We start from the raw sequence: 17,896 nt of genomic DNA on the forward strand, positions 1-17,896 counted from the left end.
CACTCAATAGTGGCTGATATTGTCATTGACTCAAAGCAACCAGAGAACACTGTTGAGCTTGATACGCTATTAAACAAACCTAAAACTATTACCTATGACAAAACACCAAACCGTAATGAACCGTGCACTTGCGGAAGCGGGAAAAAGTACAAAAAGTGCTGTGCTTAAACCCTCGATAATTACGTCCAAAGCCGTCTTCTGACGGTTTTTTTATAAACTAGAACCTATACGATGCTCTGCGCGTAAGTTAAAACGGTATAACGCCCGGCTAAGGGGTTGACAACGCATAGCCAAACTCAAAAAACACACTGTAAACACTGAATTTCAATTTTGCACTAAAGCCGCCACGCGTTGGCAATCCCTCTTGAGCCGTTTGTTATGTTTATTTAGCCTAAGATTTAAGACACTTAATTGCGTCACTTACCGTCTCAAATTGAATTTTTGTCAAACAAACTTCAGCTCGACAAAACTCGTGACATTGAATCAATCTTGATGCATCTTCTGCTGAAATCTGGACTGAGTTTCCAACCAAGTTAATCGCTGTTGAAGCATCTGAAACCAATGAGTATACAAAGCCTTCAGAATCTATTACTCGATCATCTGAGCTAAAAATCAACCCCACACATTCGCAGTTCAAGTCAGTTTCTGAGCCCAAATAAATGAGCTCATCGTCACCATCCAATTTCAGGATACAAGGCCAATTGACCATGAATTTCTCCAATAAACATAACGCCCGGCTAAGGGGTTGACAACGCAACGCCGAACTCAAAAAACACACCGTAAACACTGAACTTCAATTTTGCACTAAAGTCGCCAAGCGGTGGCAATCCCTCTTGAGCCGTTTGTTAGTACTAAAATTCCTCGCGTGTATCACGCTCTTCATATTCTGGGAAATCAATTTCGATGAAGCCGTCATCATTAAGGATAAACAATACGCTTTCATGTTCGATATCAGCTTCATTCATGTCAGAGCAGCCACGATAGACTTCCCAATCGTATGAATAATCGAGTTGATATTGATCACAGCCCACAAAAGAAATGTTTTCGACTTCTATACCATTAACATTGTGAGCCATATGATCTATATGAGATAGATCCGGGATAAGTTTCTGTTCAAAGTCACTTTTGTTTTCAGATAGAAATCTAGCTAACTCTTCGCACAAGTGAGCGCCGTTAACTAAGGGTTGAGATGAACTAGAAAAAAACATTTCAAATACTCCGAAACCTAATTTAATTTTGATACTAACGCTGCGTTAAGGGGTGAGTGCCGCCTAAACCAACCTTCCGCAGACTACCTTCACCACAAAACTCACTGCAAACCCAAAATGCCACGCGGCATGAATCCCTCTTGAACGCCTTGTTATGTTTAAGCTTCAATGGGTTACGTTTTAATAAAACCAAGATTAGCTCGACTTTGATTTACAAACAAAAGCCAAAAGCTAGAAAACTGAAATGACTCATAATTTTTAAAAATCAGATTTTGATATTTGGCTGCCTAAACTCAAAAACCTAAGTTAAAAGCTCTGATTGAGCCAACTGCCCTAACCTCGCGCTTGCTTGAAAACTGATTGAGGCAATTCTCTGAATTTTCAGCGCCAAAGAATAAGTGTCCGGAAAACAGCGCCCAATGAAGCCAACTTGCCGATAAACACAAAAACAATCAGCCGAGGGAACAAAGAAAAACCATAAACCACTGATTTCGCGTGATTAAGCATAACGCCCAATTAAGGGGTGAACAACGCCACCACCCAACTTAAAGCATTGTACCGTAACCACTAAAATTGAAGTAGAAGCAAAAATACCAAGCGTTGGGAATCCCTCTTAAATTGTTTGTTATATGCGTTCTTAAAGTTACCTAAGATACTTATCTCTGGCTGGCCTGAATAGCATCAACCAACTATTTAGAATATTCCATCAATTCAACTGGAGCTCCATTTACCTCAATGAAAGCAACAAGTAAACCCTCACTTGGTGAGTTAGGTTCAATAATGACTTTCTTACCTTTAATTTCAGCCATTAGATCATCAACTTCAAAAGCGGCATGAGGAACTGTTTTTACCAACTCAGGATATGGAGCATCAGCCCAAAAACGCTGCCACTGGATACCATAAGGGTTGTTTTCATGATCAGATACGGTCATCTTTAAATGAGGCAAATCGATTTCGCCATCGAATCGTTCTGTTGTTGGTATACCTAAATGATTGAACTTCATTGAATATCCTTCTTATTTCCACTTCAGCATATAACGCCCGGCTAAGGGGTTGACAACGCACCACCGAACTCAAAAAACACACGGTAAACACTGAACTTCAATTTTGCACTAAAGCCGCCACGCGTTGGCAATCCCTCTTGAGCCGTTTGTTATATGTTTGGATGAGAAACCTAGCTAGATCTTGAATGCAATGCATTGAATTACATATTTATCAACACATTGCATGCGGACGGTATAAAATACAGCTTATTTATAAAAAGCTTCAACTTCACCTTTTAACTTAATCAGCATCGGCTGGCCAAAACGATCTTTAGCTTTCGGTGAAGGAATTTTCACCCACCCTTCACTAATGCAGTATTCTTCAACATCAGTACGCTCTTTGCCATTTAGACGAATGCCAATGTGATGTTCAAAGCACTCCGCTACATAGTGTGGGCTGCGAGGATTACCAGCAAGGTGATCCGGCAAAGCGGGTTTAGCTGTAGTGTCGTTCATATTCATAACCTAAAATATGTAAAAAGTGCGCTATTGTAGACAATACAAGCCGACCGCTCAACATAGTAAAGATGCTATTTCATATGCGATATAGAACGCAGAACTAGATGGCATATAACGCTGAATTAAGCTGCTACCAACGCACAATGCAACCTAAAGCAATGCACCGTAAACACAAAACCATTTAGGAACCGATTCAGCCACGCGTTGGTAGTCAGGCTTGAATTTCTTGTTAGGTTATACTGTTTAACCTTCACCAACTTGGCAAAGAATCCCGCTAGATTACCGCATTGTGATGAATCAAACCCAAACCTTTCACTTAATTTGACAGCCAAATGCGACAAACTTAAAACAACTATTTTGTTGAGCCGATTAATAAACCTAAAGCGCTTTTGCGCCAGGTAAACTTTCAACCAACCTACTCGATTTTCCAATGAAGCAACCCACGAATTTTGGTTTGCGCTGATGTTGGAGATCACAAAGAATTGGGACAAATGAAGCTGATTTGCTGAAAACCGTAAACAAATGGCTAGAGAAATCCCCAGATCTTTTTCCCAATAATGATGCTTTTTTCTTCGTAAACCTAACGCCAAATTAAGCTGCTACCAACGCACAATGCCACTTTAAGCAATGCACCGTAATCACTAAACCATTTTGGAACTAATTCAGCCACGCGTTGGTAGTCAGGCTTGAATTTTTTGTTAGGTGTTACTGTTTCGCATTCATTAACTTGGCAAAGAACCACTAATTTAACGCATTACGATAAACAAAACCCAAACCTTTTACTCAATTTGGCAGCCAAATGCGATGAGCTTAAAACAAGTAACTCATTCATTCGATTGAGAAAATCAAAGCACCTTTGCGCCAGTGGAACATTCAACCAACCTACGCCATTTTCCAATGAAGCAACCCACGAACTTTGAGAAAGTGAAAGAAACGTGATGATTTGGGCAAACCAAGCTGATTTGCTGACATCCGTAAACGAATGGCTAGAGAAATCTCCGAATCTTTTCCCCAACAATTACGCTTTTCTCTTCGTAAACCTAACGCCCAATTAAGTGGTGAACAACGCACTGACCAAGTCGCTGCATTGCACCGTAAAACACTTTACCTGACGCATAGTAAAACTGCCACGCGTTGAGAATCCACTTGAATTGCTTGTTATGTGAATTTTACCGTGAATTCAAAGTAAACCACCGTAGAAATGAAGATATTTTAATAAGTTACGTGCAAAAACGATGCTTACCAAAACCTAAATTTCACAGCGATCTGAGCCAAAGAGAGCCACTTGCAGAATCAACAACAAAGAAAGCGCCCTTTCAGCCACAACCAAACCTTTTGCTTCACCAGACTTTCAGAGCTGAACTTCAGCAAGAGAGTCAGTCAAAAAGACATTTCAATTGAAGCGATTTGAAACTGGCGAAACTCAACACAAGCCAGATCCAAAACTTAATTGAGGCAATCCAAGAACCTTGAAAACGATCAATCTCAAGTTGTTCAAGAATCCATTTCGACTAAGCCAACTTGCCGAAAACACGGAACGAATTCTCAATGAAATCGTAGAATTAACCTCAAAAACTCATCCGACACATAACGCCCGGCTAAGGGGTTGACAACGCACCGCCGAACTTAAAAAACACACTTAAACACTGAACTTCAATTTTGCACTAAAGTCGCCACGCGTTGGCAATCCCTCTTGAGCCGTTTGTTATGCAAATTCAATGAGATAAACTAACTTTACTCGAACAAAAGCCACGATTGCAATGGTTGAGTGATTCAAGAATCAACCCAAGTAGGAGCCGTGATAAATAAGCCGCCAAAACAAAGTCCACCGTTCAGCGACAAACCAAGCTTTTGAATTATACAAACTCACCGAGCAAGACTTTCAGCAAGTACAAAACGCTCGATAAACTTGCCCTTTCCACACTTTGCGCCCACTGAATTTACAACGCGCCAACGCTAAAATTGATTGAGGCAAACAAAGAACCTTGCCTGTTTTACGGCTTAAGTGAACTACGAATTTGAGGGTAAAAGTACTCATTTGCCGACAATACAAAACGAATGGCCGGAGAAATCCCAAAAGATTGAACTCCTAAATTTACCTGAGTTGCATAACGCCCGGCTAAGGGGTTGACAACGCACCACCGAACTTAAAAAACACACTGTAAACACTGAACTTCAACTTTGCACTAAAGTCGCCAAGCGTTGGCAATCCCTCTTGAGCCGTTTGTTAGCTGCTGCACTTTAGCCGGAGATTTGCGACCCAACGGCCTAATTTAAAACACATTATTGCTTTCAAGCGACAAAGTAAAACGGACAACTGAGAAACTAAAACCCAATCCACGAAACGCACTTGGCAAAGAAGAAATAACAGTAAAACTGACGAGCTTCTAAGACTTAAATTTACAAAGAATTCTTTCGAAGAAGCCAGCAACCAAGTGCGCAAAATCCATTTAAGCGCGAAAGAGCCTCAAAACCAAAGAAGCCACACCAAAGAAATAAACAAACACACCACTTCCCGTAAGAAGGCTTCGGTTAGTTCAAACACTTCACGAACAGTGCCACTGGCGAGATACATGGAAAAGTGCTGACTTTCAGGTGTAAAGCTAGAGCCTCAGACTAAGAAAAAATGAACACGGAATTTTATGATTTTTCTTAACCTCAGCTAACGCCCGGCTAAGGGGTTGACAACGCACCGCCGAACTTAAAAAACACACTGTAAACACTGAACTTCAATTTTGTACTAAAGCCGCCACGCGTTGGCAATCCCTCTTGAGCCGTTTGTTAGGCCAACCGATTGACAACGACACTTTAAAAACCAAAGAACAAGCTTTTTTGTAAACTTAAAACTAGCTAACCGATTCATTTATAAACCAAAATGCTAAATCAGCAAAGAAACAAAAAACTCAAATTGAGCGATTTGGAAGAAAAGTGACGAGCGTAGCATGCTCGGCGGACGTTTGGATGCTGAAGGTTATTTTGCCGATGAATTCACAGCGATAAACAACCCAACGCGATCAAGAAACAACAAATATGTGATGACGATTTATTGCTTAAGTCCAGCCATGAGAACATAGAATTCACAGTTCAATTCAAACCCGATTTAGTTGATAAAAACTCACTTTGCCTAACGCCCGGCTAAGGGGTTGACAACGCATTGCCAAACTCAAAAAACACACCGTAATCACTGAACTTCAATTTTGTACTAAAGTCGCCACGCGTTGGCAATCCCTCTTGAGCCGTTTGTTAGGCCAACCGATTGACAACGACACTTTCAAAACCAAAAAACAGGGCTTTTTTACAAACTTAAAACAAGCTAACCGATTCATTTATAAACCAAAACCCTAATTCAGCAAAAAAACCAAAAAACTAAAATTGAGCGATTTGGAAGAAAAGTGATGAGCGTAGCATGCTCGGCGGACGTTTGGATGCTGAAGGTTATTTTGCCGATGAATTCACAGCGAAAAGCAACCCAACGCGATCAAGAAACAACAAATATGTGATGATTATTTATTGCTTAAGTTAAGCCACAAAACATGGAATTTACCGTTCAATTCCAACTCGTTTTAGCTGATAAAAACTCACTTTGCCTAACGCCCAATTAAGGGGTGAGCAACGCTACCACCCAACCTAACGCATTGTACCGTAACCATTAAAATTGAAGTAGAAGCAAAAATGCCAAGCGTTGGGAATCCCTCTTAAATTGTTTGTTATGTTTATTTGCTTGAGACTGAGCAACCGTTATAGTTTTCGATGTACTTACTGAAGCCTTTTAATTCAACATGCTTTTCGAAATGATGCTTGCTCCCCTGCGTCGCTGAATTATCCCTAACCCATTTTAGGATATCTTCATTTGTTTTTAGATCTTCATTACTATTTAGTGCTCTTTTCAAAGCCTTGATATGGACACCATCAACTGTCATACGAACGTGCAGCTGTTTTTCTGATAGAGATGGGTTACCTATTGCGTTAAGTAAGCGTTTTGGAAATTTGTTGGTCATACCCAAAAAAACTTTCTCTTCGCTTTCATACGTATAAAAACCAGAAATACTCTCACTTAACAAGTCATCTATCACGAAATCAAATTTCGCCATGCCAAGATCAGGAAACAATAGATAGCCTTCATCTTTCAGCGTAATGAACTTGGCAAATATTTCATTTTCACCACCTTTATCACATGAGATAGTTAACCCACTATTTTCCGTCTCATCATAGTACTTTGATTCAATAAACACACTGTTTTCAAAGTGGTTCACTTTTTCGCTATAGGACCAGTTATCTGGACTAGCTAAAGCGCCCCCTGAAACTACTGTAATTACTGCAATACTTATTATTTTTTTCACAATATATCTACCTCTTAAGGATATTATTGTTCGCTAAACATAACGCCCAATTAAGGGGTGAGCAACGCTACCACCCAACCTAACGCATTGTACCGTAACCACTAAACTTGAAGTAGAAGCAAAAATGCCAAGCGTTGGGAATCCCTCTTAAATTGTTTGTTATGTACGTCGTACCGAGCGCACTGGTACCCAACCAATTTCACCTGTTGACCTCGAAACTCGATACCACTCATTGAGTTCGAATAGCACTGACAGTTTTTCACCAATGACAGTATTGAGCTCAGCATTGTCATAGTCTTTAAGCAAGATTCCTTCAGAGCCACCTTCAATCTTCTCTATATATTGAACTGGGGCCCAACCCTGCTCCCCTTCACTACTGGTTATAAAGATCCAGTTGGGAAACTCGTCGTCTATTGTACCTAGAGCTACTTTATCGCCTTGTTTCAAATAAAACGGATTGGGATATTCTGAGACGTGCTTTTCAGTAGTAACTACTTCCATATTTTCTCCAAAGTACATAACGCCCGGTTAAGGGGCTGACAACGCAAAACACTGAACTCAAAATAACAACCGTAATCACAAATGCCAATTTGAACAAAAACCGCCACGCGTTGGCAGTCCCTCTTTAACCGTTTGTTATGCAAATTCAATGAGATAAACTGACTTTACTCGATCAAAAGCCACAATTGCAATGGTTGAGTGATTCAAGAATCAACCCAAGCAAGAACTGTGATAAATGAGCTGCCAAAACAAAGCCCACCTTTCAACAACAAACCAAGCTTTTGAATGAGACAAACTCAACAAGCAAGACCTTCAGCAAATGCGAAATACTCGATAAACTTGCCCTTTCCACACTTTGCGCACGCTGAATTGGCAACGAACCAGCGCTAAAACTGATTGAGGCAAACAAAGAACCTTGTCTGTTTTACGGTTTAAGTTAACCACGAATTTGAGGATAAAAAGGCTCATTTGCCAACAACACAAAACGAATGGCCGGAGAAATCCAAAAGATTGAACCCCTAAATTTATCTGAGTTGCATAACGCCAGGTTAAGGGGTTGACAACGCACCACTTAACTCAAAAAACACGCCGTAAACACTGAATTTCAATTTTGAACTAAAGTCGACGAGCGTTGGCAATCCCTCTTTAACCGTTTGTTATGCTTATTTTTTGAGCTTCACAACTTCACCACTCAATGCAACTCCAGCCATTACGGCTCCAGCACCACATTGAAAAGTATCGTTGCTTGAAGTGAGGTTGTTTTTGTAATTTGATTTGATATTAACTACTGCATTTCCACCCTCTTTTATCGCTCTGTCTTTAAGAGCAATCATGGCGGAAAGAAAAACCCAATTGCACGCTTCTTCATCTGTTTTATTGAAAGCGTTCGTTTTTTTACTGGTTTTAAATTCACCTAATTCTTTGAGAACTTTGCCGTAACTCTGCTCGCCAAAGTAAAATGAAACTTCAGTGCCTAATTTAGATTTAGCCACTTCAGAGCTCATTGCCTTTGTAATCGAATAATTACCCACATCATCTCTAGCAAAAGTGTTAGATGAGAAGAAAGCCAGTGATGAAAGAGCTAGAATTGTTAATTTTTTCATTGTGATAAATTCCAAAATAGTTTGATTGTGACTAGAGCATAACGCCCGGCTAAGGGGTTGACAACGCACCGCCGGACTCAAAAAACACACCGTAAACACTGAACTTCAATTTTGCACTAAAGTCACCACGCGTTGGCAATCCCTCTTGAGCCGTTTGTTATGCAAATTCAATGGGATAAACTGACATTACACGACCAAAAGCCACAATTGCAATGGTTGAGTGATTCAAGAATCAACCCAAGCAAGAACTGTGATAAATGAGCCGCCAAAACAAAGTCCACCTTTCAACAACAAACCAAGCTTTTGAATGAAACAAACTCAACGAGCGAAATCTTCAACAAGTACGAAATAATCGATTAACTTGCCCTTTCCGCACTTTACACCCACTAAATTCACAACGCGCCAACGCTAAAAATGATTGAGGCAAACCAAGAAACTTGCCTGTTTTACGGTTTGAGTTAACCAAGAATCTGAGGATAAAAGCTCATTTGCCGACAACACAAAACGAATAGCCGGAGAAATCCCAAAAGATTGAACCCCTAAATTTACCTGAGTTGCATAACGCCCGGCTAAGGGGGTGACAACGCACCACCGAACTTAAAAAACACACTGTAAACACTGAGCTTCAATTTTGCACTAAAGTCGCCACGCGTTGGCAATCCCTCTTGAGCCGTTTGTTAGCTGCTGCACTTTAGCCGGAGATTGACTACCCAACGGCCTAATTTAAAACACATTATTGTTTTCAAGCGGCAAAGTAAAACGGACAACTGAGAAACTAAAACCTAATCCACGAAACGCACTTGGCAAAGAAGAAATAGCAGAGAAACTGACGAGCTTCTAGGACATGAATTTACAAAGAATTCTTTCGAAGAAGCCACACCAAAGAAATAAACAAATACACCACTTCCCATAAGCAGCCTTTGGTTAAGTGTCGGCAGCCAGATCGTAAGCCTCGAAATAACCATAAAATACACATGGAAATGAACCATAGATCACTGTTTACATGTACAGATATGGATATATTCACATGTGGGAGATTTGCTCTCATAAGAATGGGGAATATCATCATGGCTTTAAAACCAGGTCCAAAACCAATCGCTGAATCAACAGGTAAACCAGACCAACGTAGACGTGACAATAAAAATACTCCTGGAAATACTCCGGGGCTAAAACCTAGTAAGTCGTCTAAAAAATAAAGTACATCGCTTAGGTAAGCTACTGCTTTGGTAGCTTACTTATTTGAAGTTATCTTCCCATTTCCGCTTTGTAGGCTAACGCCGCATTAAGTGGTGAGCAACGCAGACCACCGCACCTAAAGTATTGTGCCGTAAACACTTAAGCCGAAGCAAACTGAAAATGCCAAGCGTTGGGAATCCGTCTTAAATGCTTTGTTATGTATTTTTTAACTCCGAAGCTTATATAGATCCTTATCTCCTTGGCACTTAAAGAAACGTGCGAAGGCAAAGAATGCTATCGCACATGCATAAGCTAGAAGAGATTTGGTCATTGGTAACTTTTCATCCAATAAGAAGCCAGAAGCTATACCAGAAAACAGAAGCGCATAAAAAAGCATAAATATCATGTACATGTAATACATGAATAAAGAGACTGAAAGAAACACCTTATTTTCAGAAAACTTATAATCGTAAGGTGAGCTCATTGCTTCATTGATTTTTGGTTTAGCTGCTGAAAAGCCGGAATTTATCAACTTTGCTAGTCTTATCACCTTCGGGCTGAATATAACAAAAGCCAAGAAGTAGACAACGCTCAGTAAGGTTATAAATACTAACAAAGCGTTAGCTAACCACCCCAGCTTAGCTTGCTCTAACAACTGAAGAAGTTGTATCAATGAACCCAATAGATCTGGCATCTTTCTCCTCCTGATACATAACGCCCGGCTAAGGGGTTGACAACGCACCACCGAACTCAAAAAAATACACCGTAAACCCTGAACTTCAATTTTGCACTAAAGTCGCCACGCGTTGGCAATCCCTCTTGAGCCGTTTGTTATGCAAATTCAATGAGATAAATAGAATTTACACGACCAAAAGCCACAATTACAATGGTTGAGTGATTCAAGAATCAACCCAAGCAAGAACTGCGATAAATGAGCCGCCAAAACAAAGTCCACCATTTAACAACAAACCAAGCTTTTGAATGAGACAAACTCAACAAGCAAGACTTTCAGCAAGTACAAAATGCTCGATAAACTTGCCCTTTCCACACTTTGCGCCCACAAGATTCACAACACGCCAACGCTAAAACTGATTGAGGCAAACAAAGAACCTTGCCTGTTTTACGGTTTGAGTGAACCACGAATCTGAGGGTAAAAGTGCTCATTTGCCGACAACACAAAATGAATGGCCGGAGAAATCTAAAAAGATTGAACCCCTAAATTTCCCTGAGTTGCATAACGCCCAATTAAGGTGTGAGGCACGCAATACGATGCTCCCGCATAACACCTTAATCACTAAAACCGACGCATAGCAAAAATGCCACGCGTGCCGAATCACTCTTAAATTGTTTGTTAAGTTTATTTCCAAAGCGCACTCATTTCATCTTTTAGGTCAGCTTGCATTTTGATCCGATAGTTAGATAATTTGGATGAAACTGAATTGTAAAATACTGGGAATGCTTTCTCTTGATTCAAATAACAACAATAAAGTTCTTGCTCAAACTCATCTAAATGTTTTTTAATTTCTGTAAACATCAATGATTCTGGAAGTGGATTTCCAAACGATGACTGATAGTTATCTAAATTGAACGTGTACTCTTTAATCGCTTCATTAAGTTCATGGTTGTGATTGTCCTCATATTCTTTCTTGTTGTTCAAATATTGCTCACGAGGATTAAAACCTTCTAGTAAAGCGCCTTCGTCATTTCGTTTTTGGTCATACTTCCTCAATAACTTTGTATTAAACGCACTTATTAATACATCGAGTTGCATTCTTAAGGTTTCAATTTGTTCGACTCGCTTGGAGTGCTTTAATTGAGATTTCCATACATTTAATGCCAAATATGCAATTATTGCCATAGCAAGATTGGAAACCGAGGACAGTATCTCTGTCCATTTAATATCACCTTTACTTGGAAAGTTAATTCCAACCAGGAGTCCAAACGAAATTAAGACCATGGCTGAAACATATACGACTGTAAACCTTGACTTTCTGACCAATTATTGAACTCCATTATAAACTTAACGCCCGGCTAAGGGGTTGACAACGCACCGCCGAACTTAAAAAACACACTGTAAACACTGAACTGCAATTTTGCACTAAAGTCGCCACGCGTTGGCAATCCCTCTTGAGCCGTTTGTTATGCAAATTCAATGAGATAAACCGAATTTACACGACCAAAAGCCACAATTGCAATGGTTGAGTGATTCAAGAACTAACCCAAGCCAGAGCCATGATAAATAAGCCGCCAAAACAAAGTCCACCTTTCAGCAACAAACCAAGCTTTTGAATCAGGAAAACTCAACGAGCGAAATCTTCAGCAAGTACAAAATGCTCGATAAACTTGCCCTTTCCACACTTTGCGCCCACTAATTTGACAACGCGCCAACGCTAAAACTGATTGAGGCAAACAAAGAACATTGCCTGTTTTACGGCTTGAGTAAACCTCGAATTTTAGGGTAAAAATGCTCATTTGCCGACAACACAAAACGAATGGCCGGAGAAATCCAAAAGATTGAACCCCTAAATTTACCTGAGTTGCATAACGCCGCGTTAAGTAGTGAGCAACTTTGCCACCTAACCTAAACCATTGTGCCATAAACACTAAATTCAAAGAAAACCAAAAATGCTTAGCGTTGCGAATCTGTCTTAAACGCCTTGTTATGCGTTTTCTAACTTGGCAATGAGATTATTTTGAATTGTTCTCCATTTTTCATTAACTCCATCCTCTTCCCAGAGTTCTTGAAGCTCAGAGTTTGAAAGTACTTTTTGAACTGCCATTAGAGCTTGTTTCGCATGCTCTGCTGTTACTTGAGGCTTACGACCAATTAGCCAACCTTGCTTACGATTAAGCCAATTTCGAGCTTCATCTGGCAACAAAGTGTGATCGCTTGTTATCGCCGCAGCAATCACTTCTGAAGCAGCTAAAGCTTCGGAGCAAATATCTACTTCCAAGTACTCATTCTCATTTAACACCGATTGTATCGGTGACAGTAGAGTATTTAACCCTTTTGATTTCTCCAATTCCCAGATCCAGTCACTGGCACTATCATTGCCAAAATTGTCTTCACTCCATGCACCCAAACTATAACTCCTCTTTTACGCATAACGCCGCATTAAGTGGTGAGCGACGCTAAACACCAATACCTCGACAAACCACTTAAAACGCAAAAACTGAATTTACACTAAAACCGCCAAGCGTTGCGAATCCGTCTTAAATGCTTTGTTATGTAAATTCAGTCACATAAGCCAAAGTTACCATGAAAAACCAAGCCTGTACGACCGAAGAATTAGCCAAAACAAAAGAACCCAACCGTGTTCACGAATTTGCTAAGTCAGCAATGTTACAAACCAAGCCGCAACAAACGGTGGATACTGATTGTCAGCGACTAAAAATGCCGTTAAGCCAATGAAATTTAACGAAAGAAACCATCAACAAAGACTGAATATCGTTAACCTTGCCCTTTCCACACTTTGAGCCTGCACAACCAACCACGAACCAACCCTGAAACTAAATGAGGCAACTCACAAATCTTGGCATGTTTTACGGCTAAATTAGGCAAAGAATTGGGACAGAAAAAACGAATTTTGCCGACGATACGGACCGATGGCTTAAGAGATCGCAAAAACAGAATAATACCAATTTTACCCGCTTTACATAACGCCGCATTAAGGTGTGAGCGATGCTTGGCTATACTTGAGCGAAGCGAAACTGCCAAGCGTTGCGAATCACTCTTAAATGCTTTGTTATAAGTAACTTACCCTTTCCATTCAGAAAAATCCTCTAGCGTTCGTTCTTTATGGTTTTTTATCAGCTCGGCTGGTAAGATAACTTTCACTCCATTCAAAGCAAATATAAATGTATAATTACCATACAAACCATTTTCAAAAACAGAACTTTCATCAGTTATCGATATCTCTATTGGTCTAGATAAGATCTCATATAGTGGTTTATCTTTTGGTATCGTTTTTTCATAATAATTCTCTCTCCAACGGACTCCACTATGCATATTAGAGATAACATCACCACATATGACCTGCTCGTATTCTTCACCTTCAAATACTTCTTTGAATAAAGATAACGACGCACTTTTATCATATAAGCTATAAAGTGTAGAATCTAAACAACGCACAGCCACATTGAAAAGTAAACGGTTTATCTTAGAAAATAAAGAAACAGGATAAATTTTTCCACTGGGTAGCACTAACTGATTATGTTCATTAACAGTTAAGTTGTTATGTATGATTTTGTTTCTAATTTCAATAGCTCTTTCAAATGACTTCCTTTCAATAAAGTCAACTATCATATCGCCACTACTAGAATTAAGAAATGCATTATTTTTCTGAGAGAAAGAGTTATTATTGATTCCTAGTTTTTTATCTACTACGGCATCAAAAAAGTCAAAAACCACTGGGAATATGGCTAAGTTTCCTTCAGGGCTTAGGCTTATCTTTGAAAGGTATGAAGAACAACCTCCAATATTCACGTGTAAGGTTGTTTCACTTCCTTTATCTGTAAACTTAGTTTCGGGATAGTAACGCGTAAAGCCTTGTGAAAAATCATATTGAAATAGAAGCTCTTTAAGAACTTTTATCTTCTCTTCGGTAAAACTCATCTTATAATCCTATCGTTTACTTATAACGCCCGGCTAAGGGGTTGACAACGCACCGCCGAACTTAAAAAACACACTTAAACACTGAACTGCAATTTTGCACTAAAATCGCCAAGCGTTGGCAATCCCTCTTGAGCCGTTTGTTATGCAAATTCAATAAGATAAACTGACTTTACTCGATCAAAAGCCACCATTGCAATGGTTGAGTGATTCAAGAACCAACCCAAGCAAGAGCCATGATAAATAAGCCGCCAAAACAAAGCCCACCTTTCAACAACAAACCAAGCTTTTGAATGAGATAAACTCAACAAGCAAGACTTTCAGCAAATGCGAAATGATTGAATAACTTGCCCTTTCCACACTTTGCGCCCACTTAATTTACAACGCGCCAACGCTAAAACTGATTGAGGCAAACAAAGAACCTTGCCTGTTTTACGGCTTGAGTTAGCCACGAATTTGAGGGTAAAAAAGCTCATTTGCCGACAACACCAAACGAATGGCCGGAGAAATCCAAAAGATTGAACCCCTAAATTTACCTGAGTTGCATAACGCCCTGTTAAGGTGTGAGCAACGCAATACCGAAGCCACTGCATACCACCTTAAACACTAAACGCAACGCATAGCAAAAATGCCAAGCGTTGCGAATCACTCTTAAACAGATTGTTAAATGCTAATTTTCGCCCAATCATAATGCCTTGGGCTTGGAGCATTAGATTTTTCTCGATGGTATTCATTAGGGAAGTTATCTAACGCATACTTGATTTTCTTTACTTCAAAAGGCACTGATACAAAGTATCCATTATTTATCAATATTGGGGGCGTTCGGGTCGTTTCTCGATTTGAGTTGCATAGGTTCACCGCAATAATTGGTATATCAAGACTCATTGCAACTTCAATTTCCCAACGAACAAATTTATACAAGTTTTTGGTGTTCTCTCCCACGAGTAGGATTGCTTGTTTAGTGTTGTTAAGTCTTTCTCGTAGACGCCTTTTAATGGTTTCTTCAGAAGCCGTAGCTCGTAAGTTGTTTAAATCATGAGCGTCATGGAAGTTGAAATCGAACCTAGAGTTCGCATTCCAGGCGGTCATTAGGCGATATTTACTGATGTCAGTATCTGCGTCAAACATTACATAAGTTTTATTTCTATAACTCATTACTACTCCTTGCCTGCATGATTTGGAATTGAGTTGGAAATGATGATTGTAAAAAACAAAAATGTATTTATTAGTTGGCTCATAAATACCACCCTAATTTCTTGCGTTAGGGGGCTGAACCCTCCATAAGTTAAAGTGAATGCATTGGCAACACTCAGATAGAACGCATTAGTACTATCAACTAGATTATCTGGCCACGATATTTCCGAACTGAAGTGAACGTTATACAAGTATGCGTAACAAGCTAGATAGTAACTAATTGCCAACATCGCATTCAAAAACTTGCGATTAAGAGCTTCGCGATCAACTCGCTGCCTATACTGACTGCCCCAAACGTGATAGTAGAAATATGTAAATAGATTGCTTGCTAGCAAATAGTAAGTAGCTAATAACGAAGCTTGATGATCAATACCAAGTTTCCAGAATACAAGTAGGATTAACCACTTAAAAATCTGATATGTATCAATTGCAATATTGCACGCCTGAACTTTGTCATCAACTGAAACCTCGCCCTTTTTACAAACGCCAAGACAGATTTTTGCTAGAAATTTGAACAGTTCGACAAGATTACAGTAGTATGCAAATCTAACCATCGAATCAAAAAGTGGATAAATAAACCCGTTCTTCATTATGTTTTCTGTCTCCTTAGTTTCCATTAGCATTTAACGCCCGGCTAAGGGGTTGACAACGCACCGCCGAACTTAAAAAACACACTGTAAACACTAAAACTTCAATTGTGCACTAAAGTCGCCAAGCGTTGGCAATCCCTCTTGAGCCGTTTGTTAGAGGTTATCTACACCGTGTGTATCCTTTAACATATTTACCTTTTCTATAGTAACCAGAAACATAATGACACTTAGAACTGGATTTTGCTTTAGATTGAGCACTAGTTGGTTTCGTAGAAAATATGCTAGTCTGCTTGGGCAATTTACAACGGTAATGACCAGAAACATGAGTGTCATCGAAACGGTAATATGGCTCTACCCAGATACAGCTATTTGATATAGCAAATTCATTAGATACATTTTTAATACACTTTAATCCAGTATCAATAAATTCTCTATCTTGAGTAAAGTGATCGTTATCAATCTCACAACCATATTCTTTTAATTGATCGCCATTTTTCAAAGAGCTAGTAGACAAAACGCTCGAGCAACCCACTAGAAAACTAACCAAAAACATCAATGCATATATTCTCATAAATACCTCTAACGCCCTGTTAAGGTGTGAGCAACGCAATACCAATGCTACCGCATTCCACCTTAAACACTAAACGCAACGCATAGTGAAAATGCCACGCGTTGCGAATCACTCTTAAACAGTTTGTTAGGTGTTTAGGACCAATTTGTCAATTCACCTAGAAACGCACAATGGATATCATGAAGAAAGTTCACTGTATAATCGAGAGCACTTCGTACATCAGGGATCGCATTACTAGCTAAGTCATATGTCTCAACGACCTGATCATTTTTATCCAGCAAAACAACGCACTTCACTGCTGGACTATCAGAGGAATTTGCACGAGCAATTGTCTCCTCAATATCCGTAGGCTGAACTTCAGATTTCATACTGTCGCGCTTTGCGTCTAAGGCACTAGGGTAGCGAAAGTATGTGCTATTTGGGTCATACCCATTGATTAAGTTTATCTTGGATTTCAACTTCGGATCGATTGTCCAATTTGTTGACGTGGGCATTTGAGCGCTCACTGAGTCAAAAACCGAAATAAAGTATGTATAGAGGTCTGTCAAATTATGAGTATTACTCATTAATTTCCATTTACCGTTTGCAAAAACAGCTGGCTTTTCAAGATTAAAGCTATCACCAAATGGAACTTGATACTTTTTGTGAAGGATCACTATTAACGATTTCAAGTAGAGTTCAATTGAATGACGCTGTAAATAGCAAACCGGCAAATGCGCCAAAGCAGTACCTTTAGTAACTTTGAGCTCTTCAGCCGAGCGTTTAAACTCACTTGCGGTTGCCCCTAACCCACCATCAAAGTGCCTTTCAGGTGGCAATAAAAACACGTTCATAAGACCTCTGTAATACCAACTTTAGGGAAACACCTAACGCCCGGCTAAGGGGTTGACAACGCACCGCCGAACTCAAAAAACCACTGTAAACACTGAACTTCAATTTTGCACTAAAACCGCCACGCGTTGGCAATCCCTCTCCCCCTCTGGCAGGATAGTTGTCACTGTTAAAATTTAACCAGTTTGGGTGGTAATGAGTGAGTTTTGAATCGCATTCCAACAGAAAGAAAAGAAGCCATATTGAAGAAGCTACTGCCTCCTTATTC

The 17,896-nt window shown here is 39.7% G+C and carries 19 protein-coding genes; 2 read left to right on the forward strand and 17 right to left on the reverse strand.

Features of this window, described 5'->3' with window-relative positions; all coding sequences use genetic code 11:
* Nucleotides 1-168: PBPRA1643 family SWIM/SEC-C metal-binding motif protein (locus tag EXZ60_RS16985; RefSeq protein WP_277436034.1), on the forward strand; the 168-nt coding region annotated here is incomplete at its 5' end.
* A gap of 223 nt (nucleotides 169-391) precedes the next feature.
* On the opposite strand, the gene EXZ60_RS16990 is transcribed toward EXZ60_RS16985, so the two are convergent.
* From EXZ60_RS16990 to EXZ60_RS17010, 5 genes are all read right to left on the reverse strand, one after another.
* Entirely contained in the window at nucleotides 392-709 is a 318-nt protein-coding gene (locus tag EXZ60_RS16990) for a DUF4144 domain-containing protein (protein ID WP_019281465.1), read from the reverse strand.
* Nucleotides 710-851: 142 nt separating this feature from the next.
* Entirely contained in the window at nucleotides 852-1,208 is a 357-nt protein-coding gene (locus EXZ60_RS16995) for a hypothetical protein (RefSeq protein WP_064626900.1), read from the reverse strand.
* Nucleotides 1,209-1,242: 34 nt separating this feature from the next.
* Entirely contained in the window at nucleotides 1,243-1,401 is a 159-nt protein-coding gene (locus tag EXZ60_RS17000; protein WP_277436023.1) for a DUF3265 domain-containing protein, read from the reverse strand.
* A 496-nt stretch (nucleotides 1,402-1,897) separates the two neighbouring features.
* On the reverse strand, nucleotides 1,898-2,212 hold the full coding sequence (locus EXZ60_RS17005) for a hypothetical protein (RefSeq protein ID WP_064626880.1): 315 nt from the start codon (nucleotides 2,210-2,212) through the stop codon (nucleotides 1,898-1,900).
* Between the two features lie 246 nt (nucleotides 2,213-2,458).
* Nucleotides 2,459-2,707: a DUF3297 family protein gene (locus EXZ60_RS17010; RefSeq protein WP_026028286.1), complete on the reverse strand. Its 249-nt coding sequence runs from the start codon at nucleotides 2,705-2,707 to the stop codon at nucleotides 2,459-2,461.
* A gap of 2,945 nt (nucleotides 2,708-5,652) precedes the next feature.
* Here EXZ60_RS17010 and EXZ60_RS17015 point away from each other — a divergent pair.
* Nucleotides 5,653-5,784 (forward strand): hypothetical protein, encoded by a 132-nt coding sequence (locus tag EXZ60_RS17015; RefSeq protein ID WP_277436024.1) that lies wholly within the window; start codon nucleotides 5,653-5,655, stop codon nucleotides 5,782-5,784.
* Nucleotides 5,785-6,423: 639 nt separating this feature from the next.
* Here EXZ60_RS17015 and EXZ60_RS17020 read toward each other — a convergent pair.
* The 12 genes from EXZ60_RS17020 to EXZ60_RS17090 form a co-directional block, all read right to left on the reverse strand.
* Nucleotides 6,424-7,050: a hypothetical protein gene (locus EXZ60_RS17020; RefSeq protein WP_277436025.1), complete on the reverse strand. Its 627-nt coding sequence runs from the start codon at nucleotides 7,048-7,050 to the stop codon at nucleotides 6,424-6,426.
* Between the two features lie 159 nt (nucleotides 7,051-7,209).
* Complete coding sequence (locus EXZ60_RS17025) at nucleotides 7,210-7,551, reverse strand: SH3 domain-containing protein (RefSeq protein WP_277436026.1); 342 nt, start codon at nucleotides 7,549-7,551, stop codon at nucleotides 7,210-7,212.
* Between the two features lie 662 nt (nucleotides 7,552-8,213).
* Nucleotides 8,214-8,654 (reverse strand): hypothetical protein, encoded by a 441-nt coding sequence (locus tag EXZ60_RS17030; RefSeq protein ID WP_029190018.1) that lies wholly within the window; start codon nucleotides 8,652-8,654, stop codon nucleotides 8,214-8,216.
* Nucleotides 8,655-10,056: 1,402 nt separating this feature from the next.
* On the reverse strand, nucleotides 10,057-10,524 hold the full coding sequence (locus tag EXZ60_RS17035; protein WP_017420818.1) for a hypothetical protein: 468 nt from the start codon (nucleotides 10,522-10,524) through the stop codon (nucleotides 10,057-10,059).
* Nucleotides 10,525-11,187: 663 nt separating this feature from the next.
* Nucleotides 11,188-11,787, reverse strand: a complete 600-nt coding sequence (locus EXZ60_RS17045) for a hypothetical protein (RefSeq protein ID WP_277436027.1) — start codon at nucleotides 11,785-11,787, stop codon at nucleotides 11,188-11,190.
* Nucleotides 11,788-12,490: 703 nt separating this feature from the next.
* Complete coding sequence (locus EXZ60_RS17050; RefSeq protein ID WP_071180450.1) at nucleotides 12,491-12,913, reverse strand: DUF4259 domain-containing protein; 423 nt, start codon at nucleotides 12,911-12,913, stop codon at nucleotides 12,491-12,493.
* A gap of 368 nt (nucleotides 12,914-13,281) precedes the next feature.
* The gene (locus EXZ60_RS17055) at nucleotides 13,282-13,548 is read right to left on the reverse strand and encodes a hypothetical protein (protein WP_277436028.1); all 267 of its coding nucleotides are present in this window, start codon (nucleotides 13,546-13,548) and stop codon (nucleotides 13,282-13,284) included.
* A 39-nt stretch (nucleotides 13,549-13,587) separates the two neighbouring features.
* The gene (locus EXZ60_RS17060; protein ID WP_277436029.1) at nucleotides 13,588-14,445 is read right to left on the reverse strand and encodes a hypothetical protein; all 858 of its coding nucleotides are present in this window, start codon (nucleotides 14,443-14,445) and stop codon (nucleotides 13,588-13,590) included.
* 660 nt (nucleotides 14,446-15,105) lie between these two features.
* Entirely contained in the window at nucleotides 15,106-15,597 is a 492-nt protein-coding gene (locus EXZ60_RS17070) for a TIR domain-containing protein (protein WP_277436030.1), read from the reverse strand.
* Between the two features lie 2 nt (nucleotides 15,598-15,599).
* The gene (locus EXZ60_RS17075) at nucleotides 15,600-16,226 is read right to left on the reverse strand and encodes a hypothetical protein (protein ID WP_277436031.1); all 627 of its coding nucleotides are present in this window, start codon (nucleotides 16,224-16,226) and stop codon (nucleotides 15,600-15,602) included.
* 160 nt (nucleotides 16,227-16,386) lie between these two features.
* Nucleotides 16,387-16,797 carry a hypothetical protein gene (locus tag EXZ60_RS17080; protein WP_277436032.1) on the reverse strand — a complete coding sequence of 137 codons (411 nt, stop codon included), beginning with the start codon at nucleotides 16,795-16,797 and terminating at the stop codon, nucleotides 16,387-16,389.
* Nucleotides 16,798-16,931: 134 nt separating this feature from the next.
* A complete protein-coding gene (locus tag EXZ60_RS17090) occupies nucleotides 16,932-17,630 on the reverse strand; it encodes a hypothetical protein (protein WP_277436033.1) in 699 nt (232 codons plus the stop codon).
* Between the last annotated feature and the right edge of the window lie 266 nt (nucleotides 17,631-17,896).

The organism is Vibrio sp. 1151_11, assembly GCF_029478525.1.
GTDB classification, from domain to species: domain Bacteria; phylum Pseudomonadota; class Gammaproteobacteria; order Enterobacterales; family Vibrionaceae; genus Vibrio; species Vibrio anguillarum.

Bases quoted from the DNA above. Each gene is read 5' to 3' on its own strand.
- EXZ60_RS16990 (WP_019281465.1), bottom strand. From the start codon at position 709: ATGGTCAATTGGCCTTGTATCCTGAAATTGGATGGTGACGATGAGCTC.
- EXZ60_RS16995 (WP_064626900.1), bottom strand. From the start codon at position 1,208: ATGTTTTTTTCTAGTTCATCTCAACCCTTAGTTAACGGCGCTCACTTG.
- EXZ60_RS17005 (WP_064626880.1), bottom strand. From the start codon at position 2,212: ATGAAGTTCAATCATTTAGGTATACCAACAACAGAACGATTCGATGGC.
- EXZ60_RS17010 (WP_026028286.1), bottom strand. From the start codon at position 2,707: ATGAACGACACTACAGCTAAACCCGCTTTGCCGGATCACCTTGCTGGT.
- EXZ60_RS17015 (WP_277436024.1), top strand. From the start codon at position 5,653: ATGCTCGGCGGACGTTTGGATGCTGAAGGTTATTTTGCCGATGAATTC.
- EXZ60_RS17025 (WP_277436026.1), bottom strand. From the start codon at position 7,551: ATGGAAGTAGTTACTACTGAAAAGCACGTCTCAGAATATCCCAATCCG.
- EXZ60_RS17030 (WP_029190018.1), bottom strand. From the start codon at position 8,654: ATGAAAAAATTAACAATTCTAGCTCTTTCATCACTGGCTTTCTTCTCA.
- EXZ60_RS17035 (WP_017420818.1), bottom strand. From the start codon at position 10,524: ATGCCAGATCTATTGGGTTCATTGATACAACTTCTTCAGTTGTTAGAG.
- EXZ60_RS17045 (WP_277436027.1), bottom strand. From the start codon at position 11,787: ATGGTCTTAATTTCGTTTGGACTCCTGGTTGGAATTAACTTTCCAAGT.
- EXZ60_RS17060 (WP_277436029.1), bottom strand. From the start codon at position 14,445: ATGAGTTTTACCGAAGAGAAGATAAAAGTTCTTAAAGAGCTTCTATTT.
- EXZ60_RS17070 (WP_277436030.1), bottom strand. From the start codon at position 15,597: ATGAGTTATAGAAATAAAACTTATGTAATGTTTGACGCAGATACTGAC.
- EXZ60_RS17075 (WP_277436031.1), bottom strand. From the start codon at position 16,226: ATGAAGAACGGGTTTATTTATCCACTTTTTGATTCGATGGTTAGATTT.
- EXZ60_RS17080 (WP_277436032.1), bottom strand. From the start codon at position 16,797: ATGAGAATATATGCATTGATGTTTTTGGTTAGTTTTCTAGTGGGTTGC.
- EXZ60_RS17090 (WP_277436033.1), bottom strand. From the start codon at position 17,630: ATGAACGTGTTTTTATTGCCACCTGAAAGGCACTTTGATGGTGGGTTA.